The sequence below is a fragment of the uncultured Exiguobacterium sp. genome, assembly GCF_964277885.1.
In the GTDB taxonomy this organism is placed as follows: domain Bacteria; phylum Bacillota; class Bacilli; order Exiguobacteriales; family Exiguobacteriaceae; genus Exiguobacterium_A.
The window spans coordinates 1,862,602-1,884,569 of sequence record NZ_CAXYJR010000005.1 but is presented as its reverse complement, the minus strand read 5'-3'; the positions used below and the strand labels follow the sequence as shown (position 1 = coordinate 1,884,569).

Here is a 21,968-nt window from a genome sequence, read left to right as displayed (position 1 = left end):
CGATGAAAGAGACGTTATTGAAATTAGCAGAAGCAAAACATTTACGATATGAAGAGATGCAACAGGCAGCACGCGAACTGTTTGCAGAAGACGTGACCGATAGCGAAATTGCTGCTTTTCTCGTCGCATTGAAAGCAAAAGGGGAGACTGCAGAAGAACTAGCCGGTCTCGCTTCAATCATGCGCGAGGTCGCCCTCGACATTCCGATCACCGGCGATTTCATGGATAACTGCGGCACGGGAGGCGACGGCTCACAGTCGTTCAACATCAGTACGACAGCCGCCTTCGTCCTAGCCGGTGCCGGCATGAAAGTCGCAAAGCACGGAAATCGGAGTGTCTCGAGTAAAACAGGCAGCGCTGATGTGCTCGAAGCACTCGGGGTTTCACTTGATGCGACACCAGAACGTTTAGCAGAACAGCTCGAGTCGAACGGAATCGCCTTCTTGTTTGCGCAACGGATGCATCCGCGCGTCAAGCAAATCATGAAGGTCCGACGCGATCTGCGGATTCCAACGATCTTTAACTTGATCGGTCCGTTGACGAATCCGGTCCCACTCAAGACACAACTATTAGGAATTTACCGGGAGGATATGCTCGAGACGATGGCGTTGACTTTACATCGACTCGGTCGGAAGCGGGCAATCGTCTTGCATGGTGCGAATGGAATGGATGAAGCATCCCTTGCCGGAACGAACCAACTCGTCTTACTCGACGAAGGTGAGCTGATCCGCTTCAGTCTTCACCCGGAGGAAGTCGGACTAAAGACCGCACCGCTTGAAGCGATCCGTGGAGGTAGTGCACAAGAAAATGCGACGATTTTACTGCAAGTCCTAGGTGGTGAGCATGGTGCTTATCGCGACACGGTCCTACTCAATGCCGGAATTGCCCTCTTTGCAGCAAATCGAGCGAAGACGATTCAAGAAGGAATTGCCTTAGCAGCAGATAGCATCGATTCAGGACGAGCGATGGAACGATTGAACCAATTACGACAAATGACACGGGAGGAAGCAATCGGATGAATATCTTAGATCGCATCATCGAAACGAAACGAGTAGAAGTCCTGCAATTAAAATTAAACGGGGTCGAACGAATTGATCGAGAGGCATTGAAGCCGTCGATTAAGCAACGACTAGCGGGAGCGGATTTATCCGTCATCGCGGAAATCAAACGAGCGTCGCCATCGAAAGGGGCCATCGCACTCGACGTCGATGTCGTCACTCAGGCAAAACAATATGAAGCGAGTGGGGCGACCGTCATCTCTGTCTTGACGGACGAGACGTACTTCAAAGGATCGATGGACGATTTAGCGGCAGTCGCTGCAGCAGTCGACATCCCCGTCCTCTGTAAGGATTTCATCATCGACCGGATTCAGATCGACCGCGCTAAAGCACATGGAGCACGGTTGATTCTCTTAATCGTCGCTGCTCTCGAGCAGGAGACACTTGCTGACTTATATGCATATGCTTATGCGGAAGGGCTTGAGGTCTTAGTCGAAGTCCATGACGAAGAGGAATTACGCCGGGCAGAGGCGATCGGTGCGCAAATCATCGGCATTAACAACCGGAACTTGAAAAAGTTCGAAGTTGATTTACAGACATCGGTCGGATTACTCGAACAGAAACAACCAGACGTCCGGTACATCAGTGAGAGTGGCATCAAGACGGTCGAGGAAGCACAGTTGTTACATGCTGCCGGTGCCGACGGGATCCTCGTCGGTGAGACATTGATGCGGGCAGACGATCCACAAGTCTTCATCCGAGAAGTGAGTGGCGTTCGCGTATGACACGGATTAAGTTCTGTGGTCTCCGGGAAAGAGAACATGTCGAAGCGGCAGTTCGCTTAGCGGACTACATCGGCTTCGTCTTTGCTAAAAGCAAACGACAGGTCACTCTAGAAGAGGCAGCGCGTCTTAGACTCGACATTCCAAGTACGGTCCAGGTCGTCGGCGTTTTCGTCTCCCCTACTTATCAGCAGGTGACCGACGCCGTCGAGCAAGTCGAGCTAGATCTCGTCCAAATTCATGGGACGATCCCGGACGGCAAGCTACCGGTTCCGATCATTCAAGCGATTCCCGTGACGGACATCGCAGAAGTAGAGCAACAGACGGAGTATTTGCTCGTCGACGCACCGGTTGCTGGAAGTGGCGAGACATTCGACTGGTCACGAGACATTCAAGCCGATCGTCCACTATTCATTGCCGGTGGCTTGACAGCAGAAAACGTAGGAGAAGCAATCAAACGATATCACCCGTTCGCCGTTGATGTCTCAAGTGGCATCGAGACGGATGGACGGAAAGATCCCATCAAAATGCAGGCATTCGCAGATGCCGTAAAGGAGAGAGAAGCATGAGCTACGCACAACCGGATACACTCGGACAATACGGTAAATACGGAGGGCGCTACATCCCGGAAACATTGATGCATGCAGTGATCGAACTTGAAGAAGCTTACGCAACCGTAAAAGAAGATCCAGCATTTCAAGCGCGAATGGACGAATTGCTGAAAGAATACGTCGGACGTGAAACACCACTTTATTTTGCCGAACATTTGACGCAAACGATTGGTGGCGCAAAGATCTACTTGAAACGAGAAGACTTGAACCATACCGGTGCCCATAAAATCAACAATACGATTGGTCAAGCGTTACTGGCTGAACGGATGGGGAAACGAAAAATCGTTGCTGAGACAGGGGCAGGACAACACGGTGTCGCGACAGCGACGGTCTGTGCCTTGCTCGATCTCGAGTGTGTCATCTTCATGGGCGAAGAGGACGTCCGTCGTCAAGAGTTGAACGTCTTCCGGATGGAGTTACTTGGAGCAACCGTCATCCCGGTCACACAAGGCAGTCGGACACTCAAAGATGCCGTCAATGAAGCACTCCGTTACTGGGTCAAACATGTCGAAGACACGCATTACTTGATGGGTTCTGTTCTCGGACCACACCCATTCCCACAACTCGTGCGTGATTTCCAAGCGGTCATCGGAAAGGAGACACGACGTCAAATCATTGAAAAAGAGGGGCGTCTGCCAGAGGCGATCGTCGCTTGTGTCGGCGGCGGCAGTAACGCGATCGGGATGTTCCATCCGTTCATCGATGATACAGATGTAAAATTATACGGAATCGAAGCAGCGGGCAGCGGAATCGACACAGAAAAACACGCAGCGACGATGACAAAAGGAGAGGTCGGTGTCTTGCACGGCTCGATGATGTATCTCTTACAGGATGCACATGGTCAAGTACAGGAAGCGCACTCGATCTCAGCTGGACTCGATTATCCGGGTGTCGGTCCGGAGCATAGTTTGCTAAAAGATATCGGTCGTGTTCAGTATGAAGCCGTGACCGATGAACAAGCACTGGAAGCACTTCAGTTGTTGAGCCGTAAGGAGGGAATCATTCCGGCACTTGAGTCGGCACACGCGATTGCCTACGCGACTCAACTCGCTGCAGAGATGGACAAGGAAGAGATTCTCGTCATCTGCTTATCAGGACGTGGCGACAAAGACGTTGTTACTGTCAGAAACGCACTAAAGGGGGAAGCATGATGCGATTAGAAACAGCCATTCGTACCGTTACGAGCAAAGGAGAGAAAGCATTTATTCCGTACGTCATGGGGGGAGATGGAGGAATCGATCAACTCCCGGAGATCCTGTCGTTTCTCGCTGAATCCGGAGCGACAGCGATTGAAGTCGGCGTTCCATTTTCGGATCCCGTCGCTGATGGTCCGGTTATTCAAGAAGCGGGACTCCGGGCGCTAGAAGCGAACGTTGGACTGAAGGATGTCCTCGAGGCAGTTCGCGTTGCTCGTCAGACTGTCGATGTTCCGGTCGTTTTGATGACGTACTTGAATCCGATTTTCCGATACGGATTAACAGCATTTCTAGCGACATGTCGTGAAGTCGGAGTCGACGGACTGATCATTCCTGATCTACCGCTTGAGCAGAGCGAACAGTTCTTTGAACAAGAAGACAAGTCAGACATCGCGCTCGTCCAGCTCGTCTCCTTGACGAGTCCGATGGAGCGAATCCAAAAGATTGCCGATAAAAGCGAAGGATTCCTTTATGCGGTCACGGTCAACGGAACGACAGGCGGACAGACGACGTTTGATACGGCGCTTGAAGACCACTTAGCGAACGTCGCAGCAAATAGTCCAGTACCAGTCCTTGCCGGGTTCGGAATCAGTACACCGGAACATGTCAAACAATTGAGCCGCCCGGTCTCGGGTGTCATCGTTGGCAGTAAGATCGTCGACCTACTCCATCAGAACGATCGAGAAACGATTCAACAGTTGATGGCAGCACGTCTTGCGGCGACGCCGTCGCATTAATAAAAAGTAAAAAGAATGACGCGTCTTTTTACGTCCTTTCCTCAGACGAGACACAAGCCCGTTTTCCTGCTTCATTCAAGCAGGAAAACCGGTCTAGTTTGTCTCTGAAGCGCATAAATGTGCTTTTCCTGTAGGAGTGGCGTATGACGCGTCATTTTTTACGAGAAAAGGGTGGCAGATCATCATTCTGCCACCCTTGTTTTATGGAGATTGACTTTTGAGTCAGTCCCTTTTTCGTATAGCTGTCACTGTTGAATGAGCGACTTCTGCAAGTTCGTATACAGCGGTTCGAATCCAAGTTCCTCATAAAACATGGCGGCACGGTTATTGACCGCCCAAACGTTTAAGCGAACAGCATCAATACCTCGCTCGAGTGCGAATTCTTCCGCCGCCTGCATCAACTGGCGACCAATTCCCGATGAACGATGGGAAAAGGTGACACCAACGTCGGTGACGTTCAGGATCCGAACGGGCTTGAACCGGTCAGGTGCTGGTGCCGTCCATTTACCAAACAAGTAACCGGTGATGTCGTCTCCGTCGAGCTACGTCAGACAGAGGTGTTGTTCTGAATCGAGCATTTGTCCTAAGGACTCCAGTGTGTAAGGCGTCAAAACATCTGGATGAAAATGTGGTGATAACCGCTTATGATGCTCGAACGTCTCTGCCGTCAAGGAAAGCAGGGCAGAGAGGTCTGAAGTACGGCTAGTGCGGATCATCAAACAATCACTCCAATCACCGATTTTGTTTGAGTACTTCGGCGACGAGTCCCGATACATACGGACTGCCGCGATCTTCTTTTTCGACCGATTCGATCATGATGGCAACAAGAAGATCTTTTTTGTCGTTATCGTAACCGACAAAGAAGCCATTCTCTTTTCCATCGGTTTCACCTGCTTTTTTCAATTCTGCCGTACCGGTCTTACCGGCAACATCGACTTCCTTGATGTCAGCCGGGAGTGTATAGCCGTTATGAACGACGTCATAGAGATCATCGCGAATCATCTTCGCGTCTTTCGCATCTAGTAGATCTTTTTTGAAGACTTGCTTCGTTTTTTCCTCTTGTAAAAGAGTCGGACGATAGATTGTTCCATCGGTCAAGAAAATTTCATACATCGACGCTAGATGGAGGATGTTCGTCAGCATCTGTCCTTGTCCGTAGGACGTATCCATCAGCTGTCCATCTGAAGCAATCGTCCCGTCGTTTGAGATTTGGGAAGCGCGTAACGGATACGCAAACGGTAGTTTTTCTCCGTATCCAAGTGCTTTAAGACCAGACGTGAACGCTTTCGTTCCGACTTGTTCGAGTGTGGAAAGGGCGAAATAGATGTTATCTGAATACACGAGCGCATTGTGCAGATTAACGGGAGCTGGTGTCTCATGAATCCGCGTGACGTTAAAACCATCGATCTTATTTTTCAGTCCATTGATTGTATAGGCTTTTTCTGGGTCGAGTGTTCCACTCTTTAAGCCAACCGCGGCCGTCAATGGTTTTTGTGTCGAACCAGGTGCGAAGGCACTCGTGAATCGGTTCAACAACGGTTGATCTGGGTCCTGCGTCAGTTCATCAAGTCGTGCTTGTGAGATGCCCGACATGAATTCAGAAGGATCAAAGCCCGGGGAGCTGAGTAAGACACGCGTCTCACCGGTCCGCGGATCGATTGCCGATGCCGTTCCTGGATCTTCTTTCATCGTGTCATATGTCTTTTTTTGGAGCGTAGCATCAATCGTCAACGGGATATCCTCACCATCCGTCGGTTTCGTTTCAGCGACGGTAACGCTTGATCCGTCTTTCTTCTGAAGTGCGATCTTCGCACCGGCTTTACCGCGTAACCGATCATCAAGGACTTGTTCAAGACCCCGTTTCCCGACTTGTTCGCCAGCTTGGATTTTATTTTTTGATTCTTTAATCTCGTCTGCTGTCGCCGAACCGATATAACCGATCAAGTGTGAAGCGGCCTTACCGAGTGGATATGTCCGGACTTCCGTCTCTTTGACGCTGATTCCAGGAATGTCACGCAATTTCGATACCGTCGTTTCATCGACTAGTGTTTTAAGCGGAACGAATTGTCCGTCCTTGACCCAACTTGCTTTTAAGGAATCTTCGACCGATGAGGTAGGACGGTCGAGCAACTCGGCAACTTGTGCGACATCTTTAAGTTGTCCTGCAGTTGCACCGACAGCATATCCTTTTCCAGAGGTCGCGAGCGGTTTATTGTTCGCGTCGAGTAAATCACCACGTTTGCCTTCAACGGTTTCTAACTGAACCTTATCTTCTTTTTTAAAGTCTTTTAGGATGAAAGAAGAGTCCCAGTCGATGAACCAGTTTTCCGTTTCCCCTTGTTTTTCGAATGTCAGCGGGACTTGTTTATCATAAGCAACGGCTCCTGCAACCGTATCAAAAGAAATTCGAACAGGAAGGGACGCTTTTTCGTCATCCGTTGCTTCTTTCGCTTTCTTTCGTTCGACGGATAACTTTTGGATATTAAGCGATTTCGACAACTGTTTCGTCCGCTTGATGAATTCTTTTTTACCGTATTCTTTTTTAGTAGCTGCACTCGCGTACGTATACATTTTATCGTAATCTTGTTTTTCCCAAAGTTTGATGTAGGCATCAAGCCGTTCTTCAGGTGTAGGCTGATCTTGACAACCGGCAAGCAGCGTCACGCCGAAAGATGCCGATAGCATCAGGGGAATAGTTCTTTTCATGTGATTCGCCTCCTATATGGATGAGAGCCTTGAATATACCGTACCACTCCTATCAGGAGATTTCATCTGAAACAAAAAACCGGACTTCTCGTGAGGAGAAGTCCGGTGAATGAAGCTTAGTTGAAATAATTGAGTGGATTGACGCTGTTTGCAGCCGATGTACCACTATAGATGTAAGAACCACGGTGCATTTCAAAATGTAAGTGGGCACCGAATGCATTTCCTGTCGCCCCGACTGTACCAATTTTTGTTCCTTTAGCAATCGTTTGTCCAACAGAAACAGCTCGGCTGTTCATATGTGCGTAGACCGTCGTGTACTGGATACCGTTGACCGTATGTGTCATCATGACATGATTACCGTATGCACCATAGTAACGAGATGTGATGACCTTTCCAGCAGCTGAAGCATAGATTGGTGTGCCCGTCGGAGCACCGATATCGATGCCATTGTGGAACGTGTAACCATAAACACCACTCGCCGCACCGTATCCTTGTGTGATCGGACCGCTAGCTGGACGCGAGAAACCAGTCGTTGCTTTTGATGAAGTCGTCGTACTGTATTTTTTTACATATGTAGAAGAAACATAGCGTGATGCACCGCCGTATGAAATTTTTGTCCATGAACCAGAAACACCAAGATAATTGAATGTCTGTCCTGTATTGACGCTACCGACGATTTTATAAGCCGTTGATGGACCTGTCCGGACACGAAGTCCGTCGGCTGTGACCTTTACCTTATATGTCGTTGCAGCTTCAACTTTTGAAGCACTCGTTGTTGCAAAACCTGAAACTACCAAAGCTGTCATTGTCATTGTTGTAAGTAAACGTTTCATTGAGTGTATTTCCTCCTTAAAAATCTGAAGCGACAGAACGGATCATTACAAAATTGTAAGATTTTATGTATATTTATTTATTTTAGGGGATGTTTTTTCGCCTGAGATGATTATAGCATCGTCAATAACACAGAAATATTTCAAATGTATTTCAAAATTACGCATTATTAACATATATTGTAATGGATTTTTAAGTAAAAAAAGAAACCGACAAAGCGTCGGTTCCTTTTTTTGATCATATAACGTTAGTCAGTGGAGGATGGTGAATATACAGTGAGATGTTGAGGCAGTACCTCAACCGTCACGGGAACATGACCGGCTGTGTCTCCATCGGCATTGATTGGTAACTCTTCTTTTGAACGAATCTCGACACGGGTCGTCGTGAAGTGTTCGATTTGATCAGCCTTTGATAAGCCTCCCGTGATGAGTTTAGGTAATGCTTGAAGTGCATCGAAGAATCCGAGCTTCGTAATGATGAAACCGTGCAACAACCCATCATCGACCTTCGCATCTTCCGCAAACGATTCGAATCCTCCGACGGAATTCGTCAAGGCGATGATTAACAAGTGAGCTTCTCCATCAAATTGTTTTTCGGCAGAGTTGATTTCGATTGGATAAGGACTATGATCCTTAAAAGCTTTCAAACCTTCAATGAAATAAGCGACCGATCCAAGTGACGTTTTCTGTTCAACGCTCACTTCTTCAACGGCTTCCGCAATCAGACCAACCGCAATGACGTTCATGAAGTAGTGGTCATCATATTTACCGATATCGAGCGGTCGGGCAGGGGCATCAGCTAGAATCTGGATCGCTTCTTCGGGATCCGTCGGGATGTGTAAAGCGCGTGATAAGTCATTGACCGTTCCGAGCGGCACGATCCCGAGTGTCGGGCGATGCGGTTGCTCTGCGATCCCGGTGATGACTTCATTAACTGTTCCATCACCACCCATGGCGATGACAGCGTCGTAATTAGACTGAGCGGCATGACGTGCGAATTCCGTCGCATCGAGTTCTTTTTCCGTGAACCGGACGTCGACGGTTTCAAAACGAGTAGCAAGCGTCTCTTCAGCGAGCGTCGCGTGTTTTTTTCCGAGTTCTTTTCCAGAAGACGGGTTGATAATCAACATGGCTTGAGACAAGATGAATTCCTCCTTTGACGTATCTGTTCCTATTTTCCCAAGTCAAAGGAGGACTAATCATGTTAGTTCAAGTTTCTAGAATTAAGCGCTCATACAAACCTTCAATTTTTTGTAACAATGCTTCTTTTTTCATCTCGACCGTCATCCATTCTTCTTCCTCGGATACATGAGAGAGAATGGCATCAAGGTGCATGACTTGAAATTCTAGCTCTTCAATTTGTTGTTCGATGGACTGTTCTTTCGCAGGCGTATTCGAACGCTTTGAAATACTCGATTTCTTCTCATGATTTATTTGAGGTGGTGTGGCACGAACGTCTTGTCGTTTCTCCACTGCGTAAGCATAGCTTCCAGCATACGAAGTAATTTGGTGGTCAAGCCAAATGATTCTCGAGAAAAGACGATTCAAGAAATAGCGGTCGTGTGAGACAGCGATCAATGTACCAGAAAAATTCTCGAGTGCTTCTTCCAGTGTCTCTCTTGATTCAATATCTAAATGATTCGTCGGCTCATCGAGAATCAAGACGTTAATCGACGAATGAACGAGGACGGCGAGCTGCAATCGCACACGTTCGCCTCCGCTCAGTGAAAAAATAGACCGGAAGACAGTTGGTCCAAAGAACAGAAACCGTGCAAGGATATGGCGGGCTTCCGCTTCCGGAACGGCAATCCGGTCTCTAAACCAGTCGATTAACCGCGCGTCCTCTTCGAAATGGGCATGCTGGGACAGGTAACCGATCCGATTCGATGGTCCACGCGTGAGTGTGCCTGCGTCTGGTGATAATTCGTCAAGCAGCAGTGAGAGCAACGTCGATTTTCCGCTCCCGTTCGTTCCGACGATCGCGATCCGATCCTGTGCCATGATTTCGAACGAGACGGTATCAAAAATATGACGGGTTCCGTAAGCGTACGAGAGTTCTTCAGCACGAAAGACGACTTGGCTCGAGTGATCAGTAGAAGAGAAGGAGACGTCAGCGGTTTTGGCTTCGAGTTGTGGTCGTTTAATCCGTTCGATCCGCTCGAGTGCCCGTTCCATCGATTTTGCTTTACGGAATAATTTCTCACTCGGTGGAGATGCTTCGTTTGCCCATTGCCGGAGTCGACGAATCGCTTCCTTCATTTTCTTTATTTTTTTCTGTTGCTCTTGGTAGGCGTGGAACTGTTCCATCAAGCGACGTTCTCGTTCGACGACGAACGCGCTGTAATTCCCTATATAGGTTGTCAGTTCACCGTCCTCGAGTTCAACGATCGAGGTGACGACGGCGTCTAAGAAGACCCGGTCGTGAGAGACGAGCAGGATGGTTCCTGTGTAGTCCCGTAAGAACTGCTCCAGCCATTCCACGGCAGCAAAATCGAGATGGTTCGTCGGTTCGTCAAGAATGAGCAGATTTGGCTCCATGAGTAACATGCGACCGAGACAAATCTTCGTCTGTTCACCACCGCTCAACTGGTGGAAAGGACGAGTGAGTAACGGACGAAGGTGTAACCCGTTCACCATGCGCTCGATCTTCGAGTCGAGTAGATAGCCATCCTTTTGTTCGAACGCATTCGTCGCTTCTGCATATCGTGCGAGTAACGCATCAAGATTCTCTGGTGCTGTCGCCATCATTTGCTCCAACTGTTGCATCCGAGAACGGATCGCGAGGATGTCTTCAAACGCTGTCCAAAGGACGTCGAGTCCGGTCATCGTCTCACTATATACAGGAAGTTGTTCCAAATAGCCGATCGTCAAACCGCTCTTTTGATAGATGACACCACCGTCCGGTTGCTCAAGGCGAGCAAGCAAGCGGAGTAATGTCGTCTTGCCACTCCCGTTTCGTCCAATCAGACCGACACGGTCGTGTTCGTTTAAGAAGAGGGAAACATCCGTTAAGATCGTTTCGCCTCCGAATTGTTTGGTTAGGTGTTGAATGTCGCAAATCATCATAATCAATTGATCCTTTCGCGCGCATCAAAAAAAGGAGAGCGCAAATAGCACTCTCCATCACGTGTGAAAGATGCGCTTTGCTGTATTTTTCAATCATGAAGTTCTAAAAAAGGGCAGACGAGTGCCTTAGAACGCCATTCCATGAAAAATCGCGCGCAACAGATACAATTGTTCCATCAACCAGTGTTTGCACGCGGCAAAGTCCATCTTTTCACACCACCTTTCGTTTCAGATACATTTAGTTTACTATTTTTTTGTCAGTTACGGAAGTCTGAATTATTTGAACACACCCGCGATTGAACTGAAGAAGTCACTAAGTCCATCGAATAGTTTAGCAAAAAACCCTTTCGTTTCTTCTGAAGTTGCGAAGGCATGGATATCTTGTCCCGCATTTTTGAGTCCACTTTCGATTTGTCCCCAGTTGATGTTCGCTTGCTCCATTTGATTGAATAGATTCGTCAACCGGTCCATTTGTGCGTCAGACAACTGGATATTGTTATTTTGAATGACTTGGACGATCAGGTTTTCGATCTCGACTTTGGTTTCCGGTTTTTGATTGGCGATCTCAGCCTTGATCTCATTCATCAAGTCAGCGACCTTATCCGTGCCGACCGTTTTCCCGACGTCTGATGTGACTGATAATTCTTGCTGTGCTAGATCCTTGCGTTCGTCACTTAACTTAATCCCGGTTTCAGCAGAAGTCTGATCGTACGCTTTCATGATTCCTGTCAGAGCTGAAGTCCCGGTCACCTTGTAAGGGGAAGTAATCGTGATGTCGGCATCTTTGACACCCGCTGTGACGAGAGCGTTGAGATACATATCCTTCGTCACCCACGTGATGTTCTCCGTCGAGACGGAGAGCCCATCTCCTTTTTCCGTCAGTTCGATTTTAGCCGACGAATACATGTTGCCCCCTTTTTGCGACTGTGGGATGTTTTTCCCGAGATATTTTTCTTCGTCAGCAGAGGTTGCGATGATTGGCGTGATGCCTTCCGGTGCATTGAGACGGGAAAGCACCCATGCTTTATCCTTTGCGCCGAGCGACTCACCGAGTGTGACGATCGTCTTATCAACGACTTGTTCGGCAGATGCGGCTGTCGGAAGTAATAGAGCAGAAGCGATAACGGCTGACGCCATGATTTTTGTTGGTGTATGCATAATGAAATCCTCCAATTGTAAGTAACAGAATGAATTATAGTATCAGGTACTAAATTTAGTGTACGGGAACGATGTCTGTTCGGAATCGGTCTGCAGATGGAGACGGTATCCGTCTTCTGACACTCCATAGTATAGCGAAAAGAGGACAACTTGACTTCCGTTTTCAGCATGCTATAGTGGATGGGAATCGAATAATGACCACTAGGGGAGTCAGTAGGCTGACTGAGACGAACGAAGACGTTCGGACCCTTTGAACCTGATTAAGTTCGTACTTACGGAGGGAAGTGGCGTCAAGTCTTGTTCTTCTTGCGCCATGCCCGTGTGTTTCGGGGTGGTGTTTTTTCGTTTCATACTAAACGAGGAGGATGAGATCATGACATTCACACAAGAAATCAAACAAGCGGCACAAGCGTATTGGGACAGTAGTTTTACGCACCCATTCGTTCAAGGAATCGGAGAGGGGACGTTACCACTCTCGAAATTTCGGCATTACGTCATGCAGGATGCCTATTACTTAAAACACTTTGCGAAGATTCAAGCGAAGGCAGCGTCAAAAGCAGACGACTTCGCGACGATCGCGACACTTGCCGAGCATGCGACTTCGACTTACGAGGCAGAGTTGAGCTTACATCAATCATTTTTTGAGCCGCTCGGTATTACGGAAGCAGATCTTGAAGCATTTGAACCGGCACCGACAGCATATGCGTATGTCTCCCACATGCATCATGCGAGTGAAGGAACGCTCGGTGAGACGATTGCTGCCATCTTGCCATGTTACTGGTTGTATTATGAAGTCGGACAGCAATTACTGACGTGTACTCCGGAAGAAAAAATCTATCAGCAATGGATCGACACGTACAGCTCGGAATGGTTTGAAAAGGTCGTCTTTGAACAGATTGCACGGCTTGATGCGCTGGCGGAGCAAGCGAGCCCGACGGAACGCGAGCGGATGAAACGTCATTTCGTGACAAGTTGTTACTATGAGTTACTCTTCTGGCATATGGGGTGGACGGAAGAGACGTTTGCGTCAGTTTACGAAACGATTCCAGCACGAGCGGTATCTTCTTGAATCGCTAGATGGTAGAATTAGGAATACCATTTAGTGAGAGTAGGGATTGGAATGGAAATCATCGTGATTGCACTTGTGATCAGTGCAGCATATGCTGTACAACGAATGCTTGGTAAAGTCAAAGTAAGATTTCTTGGATACATCATTCCGATATTAATCGTGTTATCCGGTATATCCGCTTCGACGCGTAACTTTAAGGTAGCGTATAGCATGGGGAGCTACATTTCTGCTGTTCTTGTCATCGTCGTCTATGCACTACTGACTTATTGGTTATACCGCGTCTACCATCGTGCGAAAGAAGAAGCTGAATATCCGTATCAATCACTAAAAGACCGAGGCATCCTTTAAGGAGCTTCGGTCTTTTGGTGTATCATGACATCATTTTTTCCAGTTTTTAAAGCCGTCACCAAATTCGAGATGCAGTTTGTCGGTAAAGACACCGTTCTGAAAGACCGGCACATCAACCGGTAAAGTGCCTTGCGGTTTGAACGTTCCGAAGATCGCGCGGATACCTGCAGGCAGGTTCGGTCCCGCTGATTTCAGATTGCCTGCTTCGGAGTCTGGACCGTTCGGGTCGCCTTTGAAGCCATAGACGAGGACATGTGCCGGTGCGTCCGGTTGAACAGCGACATCGTATGGGTTACGGAGACTGAGCAGGACGGATGGTGTATCCGTTTGTTTCGCATAGCGGAAGATCGAAGCCGGAATGGCTTGTTCTGGTGCAGTAGGGAGTAGTTTAGCACTCGTGTTGACGTTGGAGCCGACGATGATGTAATCTGCTGCATCGAGTTGCGCCCGTAATGTCGGGTTTTGGTCGAGCGGTAGCGTAGTAGCCGAGTAATTCGCTGTCGTCACGTGCCAGTTCCGGTTCTTCGGTAAGGAAGCGATCGTCTTTTTCATGCTGTCCGTCTGATCCGCCGCCGGAGCGATCACAAGAACGTTGGCATTCTTTTTCGGTTTGAATGGTAACGTCCGCTGATCATTTTTCACGAGTGTGACCGCGGCTTCCGTCATCGCGCGTTCTTTTGCTTTATGCTCGGGACTGCCGACGATTTGGTTCGCTTGCGCGATTTTTTCAGCTAGGGATGTCGAATCAGTCGTACCGTTCCATATTCCGCGTTCTGCCTTCAGCGTCAGAATCCGCTCGACCGATTGATCAATTCGTTTCTCTGAAAGGCGACCATCTTTGACCGCTGCGATCACGTCTTTGAAAATCCGATCAAGCTTTGTGACATCTTGCTCGGAACGGAGGATCGTCGGCATGAGCGCGATGTCGACTCCGGCGTCAAACGTCTTCAAGACGGCTTCTGATTCTGTAAAGTTATCAGCGATCGCCTGCATGTTCAACGCGTCCGTGATGACGATGCCATCGTAGCCGAGCTTTTCGCGCAGTACGCCCGTGATGACGTCATCCGATAACGTCGCAGGTAACGGGAAGGTACCGTTTTTCGACGTGACGACTTCGGGTTCGATTTGCGGCATTCCGATATGTCCCGTCATGACCATATCGATGTCTTCAGCGATGGCTCGCTTGAAGGGGACGAGCTCGACTTGTTCCAGCTCTTGCAAGGAGCGGTCGACGACGGGCAAGCCATAGTGGGAATCGGTCGCTGTATCGCCGTGACCCGGGAAGTGTTTGGCGGTCGCTGCGACGCCTTCATCCTGAATCCCCTTCATCAAAGCAGAACCGAGCGTGCCGACGAGCGCCGGATCACTCGAGAACGAGCGGACACCGATGACGGGATTTCCAGGGTTGCTGTTGACATCAAGATCCGGACCGAAGTTGACATTGATACCAAGTGCATGCAGTTCGGAACCGATGATATGACCGGCATCATTCGCATATGCACTGCTTCGAGTCGCGCCTAAAGCCATATTGCCAGGTAAGTTCGTTCCTGTTCCGAGCCGAGTGACGATGCCACCTTCTTGGTCGATCGTGACGAAAAGCGGAATATCGTTGCTGTCGTCTTGTTTGACGACTTCTTGCATATCATGAACGAGTTTCGTCGTCTGTTCGGTTTCGCTGACGTTCTCAGCAAACAAGATGACGCCACCTAAATCATAGCGGTCGATGATGTTCGCGACTTCTGGAGCAAGCGACGTATGATTGCTACCATTCCACTGCCGGAAATCGGGCATGATCATTTGCCCGATTTTTTGTTCGAGTGTCATCGTGTCGATTTTTTGACTGATCCGATCGGCTGAAGACCCTGCCTCTGCCATGACAGGCAAACTACTTGAGATAAGTAATGTTGCGAGTCCTGCTGTTAACGTGAACTGTCCGATTTTTTTCATGATGTATGTCCTCCTTTAGTCAAACCGTGACTGTAATTCTTTTCAATACGGACAGTATAGCAAGGGGGTTATTTTAAAACAATATTTTATTTGTAAACGATTTCAAATTGAAATAAATTTCAAAGTTGTTTTTAGGTAGACTGACTTGAATGAAAAAAAGTGATTCCCCCCTGAAGAGGAATCACTTTCAAGTAATTTCGAATGATCAGCTATAGCGCTCCACGATGTTTGTCAGCTGGCGTTCGACGAACGACTGATCCTGTAGTTCACTATTCGAAAGACGCAGTTTGATCATCGACTCGTCCGCACCAGCCATTTCACTAAACAATGATCCGAGACTGTGCGCACGACGGTCGACTTGGACGATTAAATCAATCCCAGATCCGTCTTGAAGCATGATGATTTCGATCTCATCCAGTTTATGAGCGTAATGTGTATTGCGTGCTGAATACTCAAGCTCCTGAGCAATCGGTAAATCTTTCCGGAATCGTCCAGGTAATTTTTCCGTGTCGGCTTTTTTCAATCGGAAGCCAAGTGACTCCATCGCATCTAAGACTGTTGCTTGGTAGCGGTTTGCTTCGACGATGACGGCGTCACGGTCAGATGGATCAACGGCTTGGGCGATGTCGAGACCCGTTTCGATCCACGATTTCGATTGGCTGACGGAGAGTGGCGTATTCAGTGGAACACGTAGAGTGAATGGAATTTCCCGCTCGACACCCGCTTCGATCGTGAACTTCGCTTCATTTAAGGCAAACCGGTCGAGCGTGAAGGTCGTAAACGTCGTGCTATCATTGACTTCTTGTTTGTACTGCGTGTTGAATTCAAGGTAAATCCGGTCAATTTCTTGATCGACGTTTCCACCTTTGATATGGACGACACCATGGATTTGACCGCCTGGTTCACAGCGATCATCCGTCAAGCGTGTATCGACCGTTGCTGCACCGATTCCGATTTGTGAGAGAATTTTTTTGAACATGATGAATTCCTCCTTATTGATTACGTGCGAATGATGAAGCGTGTAAACTTGTCGAACAGGTACGAATTTGCTACAGTTTCGAAAGAACATCAGAAAAGGACGGGACGACTAGTGGAACTACATGAATTAAAAGCGGGTCTTGCCTCGCAAATCACGCAAGGAACACTGATCCATGCAACGATAAGTAATCCGCGTCAAAAATCAAATGATCTCCGACGAATCAAGGTAAAACCGATTCTATTAAGAGATACGGTGATGATGCAGGTTGAGTTTCAATTTGAACGCGTTATGAAGCATGAAAATATTTTAATGGACGATTTCGTCGGGCGACTTGATGACTGGTTCACGGAATTCCGCCAATTCTTATTCCGTTTTGAAGAAGACGAATGGCAATTCCAGCTCTCGAAAAAGATGAAAGTCGCGCTCAAGACATCCAAAAAGGAACCGATGAAAGCTCTCTTGTCGCATGACCGCAAAAAAACCTATCTATTAGAAGACGGTGTACCGGTTCCGTTTCTGATTCGTTTGGGCGTCATGACGGAAGCGGGTCAGGTCAAAAAACAGAAGTACGATAAGTTTAAACAAATCAATCGCTTTCTTGAATTCGTCGAGGATAGCATCGCTGCCTTACCAAAAGGAAAAAAACTCCGGATCTTGGACTTTGGCTGCGGGAAGTCGTATTTGACGTTCGCTCTCTATCATTATCTAAAAGTCGTCAAAGGATTTGACCTCGAAGTGACAGGTCTTGATTTAAAGAAAGAAGTCATCGAAGAATGTACGCAAATTGCGCGTGATTTGGATTATACCGATCTGACATTTCGCGTCGGGGACGTTCATGATTACACAGAGGAGACGGAAGTCGACCTGATGGTGACACTTCACGCTTGTGATGTCGCAACCGACGTCGCACTCGCGCGAGCTGTTGACTGGAATGCATCGGTCATCCTGAGCGTACCGTGCTGTCAAAAGGAATTGAACCGTCAACTGGACTGTTCGCCACTCGATGTCATGCTCCAGCACGGACTGATCAAAGAAAAATTCGCGTCACTGGCGACAGACTCGATTCGTGCCGAGTTGCTAACGCTCGTCGGATATGAAGCGCAGTTGCTCGAATTCATCGATCTTGAGCACACACCGAAGAACATCTTGATTCGGGCATACAAACAAAACAAGCGACCAACGGAAGCAAAAATCGACCGCTACATCGCGTTTCGTGATTTGTTGCATGCCCGACCATTTTTAGAAACTGAATTAAGCGGCAGACTTGGACAGATTTCATCGAAACTCGTACAATAAGAAGGAGAACGAATCAAAGGAGGCAATACGATGGATTTCCAAATGTATTTTGAAGATGTCGTCCAAACAGCCCGCAAAGAAGCGCAAGCTGCTGGATTTGAAGAATTAACGACGCCAGAGAGCGTGGATGAAGCAATGAAACGCGAAGGGCTAACACTTGTCCTTGTCAATTCAGTATGTGGATGTGCTGGCGGGATCGCCCGTCCTGCTGCAGCGTACGTTAATCGGAAAGAGGGCATCAAGCCCGATCATTTCGTTACGGTATTTGCTGGTCAAGATCGTGAAGCGACAGACCGTGCGCGTGAATACTTCGAAGGTTATCCACCTTCATCTCCATCATTTGCATTAATGCAAGATGGAAACATCCTCTCGATGGTCGAGCGGTTCGACATCGAATCGTTCACGGCAGAAGAGGTCGTCGACAAACTTGAATCATTGATTGAAATCTACGCATAAGCAAAGAAGGCTCCTGATAAAGGGGTCTTTTTTTGTGTATTCATAAGATTAGCATAATAAATTTCAATATTGAAAGCGTTTGCAAAATTGTATAAAAAGTCATTTATGCATGATTTATGAATAGAAAGTCAAAAAAATTTATATATTTATGCTTTACAGTGAATAAATATTCGTATATCCTAAAAGCAATAGAACAGGTCAGGCTTTTCGGTATTGAATTGGACATACACATAAGTCATACTATTGTTAAAGTTCTGACAATTGAGCGTTGGAAGGGGAAAACTCGAATGAAAAAATTATTAGCAACGGCAATGGCAGGCATTCTGGCAGTCACGATGGCAGCATGTGGCGCGTCGGAAGAATCAACAGGTGGATCAAGCAAAAGCGATAAAGTATTGACGATGGGAACGTCAGCGGATTACTTCCCATTTGAATACATCGATACGAAAAAAGGAGAGGACATCGTCGGCTTCGATGTTGCGATCGCCAAAGAAGTCACGAAAAATCTTGGGTATACACTAAAAATCGAAGATATGGAATTTGGTAGCTTACTTGGTGCCCTCAGCTCAGGTCGTGTCGATTTCGTCATGGCGGGCATGACACCGACGGAAGAGCGGAAGAAAAACGCTGACTTCACGGATATTTACTTCGAATCGAAAAACTTGGTCATGACGAAGGATAAAGCGATCAGTTCAGAAGATGAACTAAAAGGTAAGAAAATCGGTGTCCAGCTTGGTTCGATCCAAGAGGGACTCGCGAAAGATCGCTACAAGGACAGTGAAACGGTTCCATTGAACAAGATTCCAGAAATCATTCAAGAATTGAATACAGGTCGGATTGATGCCCTCATCATCGAGGATGCAGTTGCCGTCAAATATATGGATCAAGATGCATCATTGAAAACGTATCAGATCAAAGAAGATGGTCCAGCTGGTTCAGCGATCGCCTTCAAAAAAGGGGATAAGATGCGTGACGATTTCAACAAAGAGCTGAAGAAGATGATCGACAGTGGTGAAATCGATAAATTAGCAGAAGAATGGTTCCAAAAAGAAGCAAAATAAGTCAAGTGCATGGGGGTGGGGGTAACCTCATCCCTTTTGTGCGACGTTAGGAGATTGATTATGATAGACTTTACAAAGATTCAAGATTCAATTCCATATATTCTCGAGGGCATTCCGGTCCTCTTCCAAGTCGTCATCGTCGCAGCCATTGCCGGGATGTTGATCGGAATCGTCGTCGCGGCACTGAAAATCACGAAGAGTCGAATCCTCCGTTTCATCGGTCATGCGTACACAGCGATTTTCCGGGGAACGCCATTGATCCTACAACTCGCGATCGTCCATTTCGGATTACCGCAGTTGACAGGGTATGTCACGACAGGATATCAATCAGCAATCATCGCCTTCTCCTTGAACTCCGGAGCGTATATCTCGGAAATCATCCGGGCAGGGATTCAGGCTGTTGATCGCGGGCAATGGGAAGCAGCGGACGCGCTCGGTATTTCGTATTTCAAACAACTCCGTTCGATCATTTTACCGCAAGCCTTTAAAAACATCCTTCCAGCGATCATGAACGAATTGATCACGTTGACGAAGGAGTCGGCGCTCGTCTCGACGGTCGGCGTGCTCGACGTCATGCGCCGCGCGCAAATTGTCGGAGGAGAAAAGGCGATTTATTTCGAACCGTTATTGTTTGCCGGATTCGTATATTTTGTTCTTGTCATGGGATTGAGCTTGATAGGCCAACAAGTCGAAAAAGCTATGAGAAAGAGTGGGTAATCAGATGGAACCTATGATCCAAGTCACCGATTTGCATAAGCAGTTCGGAAAATTAGAAGTATTAAAAGGTATCTCGACGACGGTTACACGCGGTGAAGTCGTCGCTGTCATCGGACCGTCGGGGTCTGGTAAATCAACATTTTTACGGTGTATCAACTTACTTGAGCAACCAACGAGTGGAACGATCATTGTTGATGGTTTCGAATTAACGAAACCAAAAGCAAATATCTCAAAAGCACGTCAGAACATCGGCATGGTGTTCCAACAGTTCAACTTGTTCCCGCATAAGTCGGTTCTTGATAACTTGACGTACGCACCGATCAACGTCCTCGGTATCTCAAAAGACGAAGCGATTAAACGGGCGGAGACGTTACTGGAACGTGTCGGTCTAGCGGAAAAACGCGATAATTATCCGAACCAGTTGTCAGGTGGACAAAAACAACGGGTCGCGATCGCACGCGCCCTTGCGATGGAACCGAACGTCATGTTGTTCGATGAACCAACGTCTGCGCTTGACCCAGAGATGGTCAACGAAGTACTTGATGTCATGAAGCAGCTGGCGGAAAGTGGGATGACGATGGTCATCGTCACACACGAGATGGGCTTCGCTAAAGAGGTCGCAGATCGTGTCCTGTTCCTTGATGAAGGCATTTTGATGGAAGAAGGTTCACCGGTTGAGCTCTTCGATAATCCGAAAACGGACCGGGCGAAAAAATTCCTCGAAAAAGTTTTATGAGCACAGTACGCTAACTCTGAAAAAGGGTTAGCGTTTTTCGGTTTTTAGTAGAGAGGGGGATAAAATTGAAAAAACTACTGGAAGGTCATCATACTCGTCTGACGCGTTTTCAATCAGAAGATACCGAAGTGATGCAACGACTACTTGACGATGTAACGTTTGCCCGCCATTTTAGTGCGATGCCATACCGTCACTTATCGAAAGAAAAGATTGAACAGATGATGGCGACGGATGCACCGGAGACGTTCCGCTTTGCCATTCGCAGTTTTGAAGATGAACGGATGATCGGGGTCGTCGCATTAGAAGATATATTACCGACACACGGAACAGCATGGCTGATGATCGGCATCGATCCGGATTGTGAAGGGCAAGGATATGCGACGGATGCGCTACAGACGATACTAGAGTACGCCTTCTTAGAGCTGAACCTGTACCGGATTCAATTGACGGTCTTTGAGTATAATACACGTGCGGTTAAGTTGTACGAACGCCTTGGATTCGTTCAGGAAGGTAGATACCGTGCCTTTTTACGACGAGATGGAGAGCGGCATGATATGTTACTGTACGGATTACTTGAACCAGAATGGAGGGATCGCTAATGATTCAAGAAACGGAAATCTTTGTCCGGTCGTTTCATGCGACGGACTTTTCAGGTCATGATTATGCCCACATCGAACGGGTTCGTCGTTTAGCGTTACATATTGCAAAACAAGAAGGCGGGAACGTCAAAATCATCGAACTAGCGGCCTTACTTCATGATGTAGCAGATAGTAAACTCGGAGGAACGGCAGAGACGGTCGCAACATTTTTGCAAGGAAAGGTGACGGAAGAAGAACAGGAACAGGTTCTAGATATCATCACGAGCCTGTCCTATAAAGACGGTACACGCCCACCGATGCAAACGATCGAAGGGCAAGTCGTTCAAGATGCTGATCGACTCGATGCCATCGGTGCAATCGGGATTGCGCGCACCTTTCAGTTCGCTGGTCGGTTCGGGGAGCCGATGCATGTACCTGGACTAGCACCACGAGAACCGGGTGACCGAACGGGAGAGACGAGTGCCCTGAATCATTTTGAAGAAAAGTTATTTCGACTTAAAGATTTAATGAATACGAAAACAGCACTTCATTTAGCGGAGGAGCGACATCGCTACATGGAAGAGTTCGTTAATCGTTTTAAGCAGGAATGGGATGGTGCAACGGGAGAAATAGGTGATATGTAAATCGTTTTAAACACATAAGGCGCGTTGTCCGGTTCATTTTCCAGACAACGCGC

The 21,968-nt window shown here is 47.7% G+C and carries 23 protein-coding genes and 1 riboswitch; of the genes, 14 read left to right on the top strand and 9 right to left on the bottom strand.

The features are described from left to right. Positions 1–2 precede the first annotated feature (2 nt). The 5 genes from trpD to trpA are packed head-to-tail and all read left to right on the top strand — an operon-like array spanning position 3 to position 4,324. Positions 3–1,019, top strand: coding sequence for an anthranilate phosphoribosyltransferase (gene trpD, locus ACHWTJ_RS11715; protein ID WP_394679765.1), 1,017 nt, complete (start codon positions 3–5; stop codon positions 1,017–1,019). Further along, complete coding sequence (gene trpC / locus ACHWTJ_RS11710; RefSeq protein ID WP_394679764.1) at positions 1,016–1,783, top strand: indole-3-glycerol phosphate synthase TrpC; 768 nt, start codon at positions 1,016–1,018, stop codon at positions 1,781–1,783. Before trpD ends, trpC begins: the two co-directional genes overlap by 4 nt. Then, complete coding sequence (locus tag ACHWTJ_RS11705) at positions 1,780–2,349, top strand: phosphoribosylanthranilate isomerase (protein ID WP_394679763.1); 570 nt, start codon at positions 1,780–1,782, stop codon at positions 2,347–2,349. The genes trpC and ACHWTJ_RS11705 overlap by 4 nt, the downstream gene beginning before the upstream one ends. Beyond that, positions 2,346–3,542 carry a tryptophan synthase subunit beta gene (gene trpB, locus ACHWTJ_RS11700; RefSeq protein WP_023467602.1) on the top strand — a complete coding sequence of 399 codons (1,197 nt, stop codon included), beginning with the start codon at positions 2,346–2,348 and terminating at the stop codon, positions 3,540–3,542. The genes ACHWTJ_RS11705 and trpB overlap by 4 nt, the downstream gene beginning before the upstream one ends. Continuing rightward, positions 3,542–4,324 carry a tryptophan synthase subunit alpha gene (gene trpA / locus ACHWTJ_RS11695; RefSeq protein WP_047390833.1) on the top strand — a complete coding sequence of 261 codons (783 nt, stop codon included), beginning with the start codon at positions 3,542–3,544 and terminating at the stop codon, positions 4,322–4,324. Before trpB ends, trpA begins: the two co-directional genes overlap by 1 nt. A gap of 245 nt (positions 4,325–4,569) precedes the next feature. Here trpA and ACHWTJ_RS11690 read toward each other — a convergent pair whose 3' ends face one another. The 7 genes from ACHWTJ_RS11690 to ACHWTJ_RS11660 form a co-directional block, all read right to left on the bottom strand. Beyond that, positions 4,570–4,839, bottom strand: coding sequence for a GNAT family N-acetyltransferase (locus tag ACHWTJ_RS11690; protein ID WP_394679762.1), 270 nt, complete (start codon positions 4,837–4,839; stop codon positions 4,570–4,572). Positions 4,840–4,866: 27 nt separating this feature from the next. Next, positions 4,867–5,040: a hypothetical protein gene (locus ACHWTJ_RS11685; protein ID WP_394679761.1), complete on the bottom strand. Its 174-nt coding sequence runs from the start codon at positions 5,038–5,040 to the stop codon at positions 4,867–4,869. A 16-nt stretch (positions 5,041–5,056) separates the two neighbouring features. Beyond that, positions 5,057–7,030: a penicillin-binding transpeptidase domain-containing protein gene (locus ACHWTJ_RS11680; protein WP_394679760.1), complete on the bottom strand. Its 1,974-nt coding sequence runs from the start codon at positions 7,028–7,030 to the stop codon at positions 5,057–5,059. 116 nt (positions 7,031–7,146) lie between these two features. Continuing rightward, complete coding sequence (locus ACHWTJ_RS11675; protein WP_294742729.1) at positions 7,147–7,863, bottom strand: M23 family metallopeptidase; 717 nt, start codon at positions 7,861–7,863, stop codon at positions 7,147–7,149. 245 nt (positions 7,864–8,108) lie between these two features. Continuing rightward, a complete protein-coding gene (locus tag ACHWTJ_RS11670) occupies positions 8,109–9,002 on the bottom strand; it encodes a diacylglycerol kinase family protein (protein ID WP_294742726.1) in 894 nt (297 codons plus the stop codon). A gap of 67 nt (positions 9,003–9,069) precedes the next feature. Then, positions 9,070–10,926: a ribosomal protection-like ABC-F family protein gene (gene abc-f, locus ACHWTJ_RS11665; protein ID WP_394679759.1), complete on the bottom strand. Its 1,857-nt coding sequence runs from the start codon at positions 10,924–10,926 to the stop codon at positions 9,070–9,072. Positions 10,927–11,202: 276 nt separating this feature from the next. Next, complete coding sequence (locus tag ACHWTJ_RS11660) at positions 11,203–12,084, bottom strand: DUF1002 domain-containing protein (RefSeq protein WP_023467610.1); 882 nt, start codon at positions 12,082–12,084, stop codon at positions 11,203–11,205. Between the two features lie 193 nt (positions 12,085–12,277). Further along, positions 12,278–12,384: riboswitch (TPP riboswitch) on the top strand. A gap of 73 nt (positions 12,385–12,457) precedes the next feature. Between ACHWTJ_RS11660 and tenA the strand changes: the two genes are divergently transcribed. Further along, positions 12,458–13,153, top strand: a complete 696-nt coding sequence (tenA, locus tag ACHWTJ_RS11655) for a thiaminase II (protein WP_055966824.1) — start codon at positions 12,458–12,460, stop codon at positions 13,151–13,153. A gap of 51 nt (positions 13,154–13,204) precedes the next feature. Continuing rightward, positions 13,205–13,501 (top strand): hypothetical protein, encoded by a 297-nt coding sequence (locus tag ACHWTJ_RS11650; RefSeq protein WP_394679758.1) that lies wholly within the window; start codon positions 13,205–13,207, stop codon positions 13,499–13,501. Between the two features lie 30 nt (positions 13,502–13,531). Here the strand turns inward: ACHWTJ_RS11650 and ACHWTJ_RS11645 are convergent, their stop codons facing one another. Together ACHWTJ_RS11645 and ACHWTJ_RS11640 are read right to left on the bottom strand one after the other, a co-directional pair. Continuing rightward, positions 13,532–15,448 carry a glycoside hydrolase family 3 protein gene (locus tag ACHWTJ_RS11645; RefSeq protein ID WP_294747518.1) on the bottom strand — a complete coding sequence of 639 codons (1,917 nt, stop codon included), beginning with the start codon at positions 15,446–15,448 and terminating at the stop codon, positions 13,532–13,534. Between the two features lie 205 nt (positions 15,449–15,653). Beyond that, on the bottom strand, positions 15,654–16,427 hold the full coding sequence (locus tag ACHWTJ_RS11640; RefSeq protein WP_294747515.1) for a sporulation protein: 774 nt from the start codon (positions 16,425–16,427) through the stop codon (positions 15,654–15,656). Positions 16,428–16,538: 111 nt separating this feature from the next. Between ACHWTJ_RS11640 and ACHWTJ_RS11635 the strand changes: the two genes are divergently transcribed. From ACHWTJ_RS11635 to ACHWTJ_RS11605, 7 genes are all read left to right on the top strand, one after another. After that, on the top strand, positions 16,539–17,723 hold the full coding sequence (locus ACHWTJ_RS11635; protein WP_294742709.1) for an SAM-dependent methyltransferase: 1,185 nt from the start codon (positions 16,539–16,541) through the stop codon (positions 17,721–17,723). 30 nt (positions 17,724–17,753) lie between these two features. After that, a complete protein-coding gene (locus ACHWTJ_RS11630; protein WP_064300267.1) occupies positions 17,754–18,179 on the top strand; it encodes a BrxA/BrxB family bacilliredoxin in 426 nt (141 codons plus the stop codon). A gap of 287 nt (positions 18,180–18,466) precedes the next feature. Beyond that, positions 18,467–19,240 carry a transporter substrate-binding domain-containing protein gene (locus tag ACHWTJ_RS11625; RefSeq protein ID WP_294742704.1) on the top strand — a complete coding sequence of 258 codons (774 nt, stop codon included), beginning with the start codon at positions 18,467–18,469 and terminating at the stop codon, positions 19,238–19,240. A gap of 57 nt (positions 19,241–19,297) precedes the next feature. Further along, a complete protein-coding gene (locus ACHWTJ_RS11620; protein WP_035409731.1) occupies positions 19,298–19,957 on the top strand; it encodes an amino acid ABC transporter permease in 660 nt (219 codons plus the stop codon). A gap of 13 nt (positions 19,958–19,970) precedes the next feature. Then, positions 19,971–20,693, top strand: a complete 723-nt coding sequence (locus ACHWTJ_RS11615) for an amino acid ABC transporter ATP-binding protein (protein WP_035409728.1) — start codon at positions 19,971–19,973, stop codon at positions 20,691–20,693. Positions 20,694–20,758: 65 nt separating this feature from the next. Beyond that, the gene (locus ACHWTJ_RS11610) at positions 20,759–21,292 is read left to right on the top strand and encodes a GNAT family N-acetyltransferase (RefSeq protein WP_294747513.1); all 534 of its coding nucleotides are present in this window, start codon (positions 20,759–20,761) and stop codon (positions 21,290–21,292) included. Continuing rightward, positions 21,277–21,915 carry an HD domain-containing protein gene (locus ACHWTJ_RS11605; RefSeq protein ID WP_394679757.1) on the top strand — a complete coding sequence of 213 codons (639 nt, stop codon included), beginning with the start codon at positions 21,277–21,279 and terminating at the stop codon, positions 21,913–21,915. Before ACHWTJ_RS11610 ends, ACHWTJ_RS11605 begins: the two co-directional genes overlap by 16 nt. Positions 21,916–21,968 lie beyond the last annotated feature (53 nt).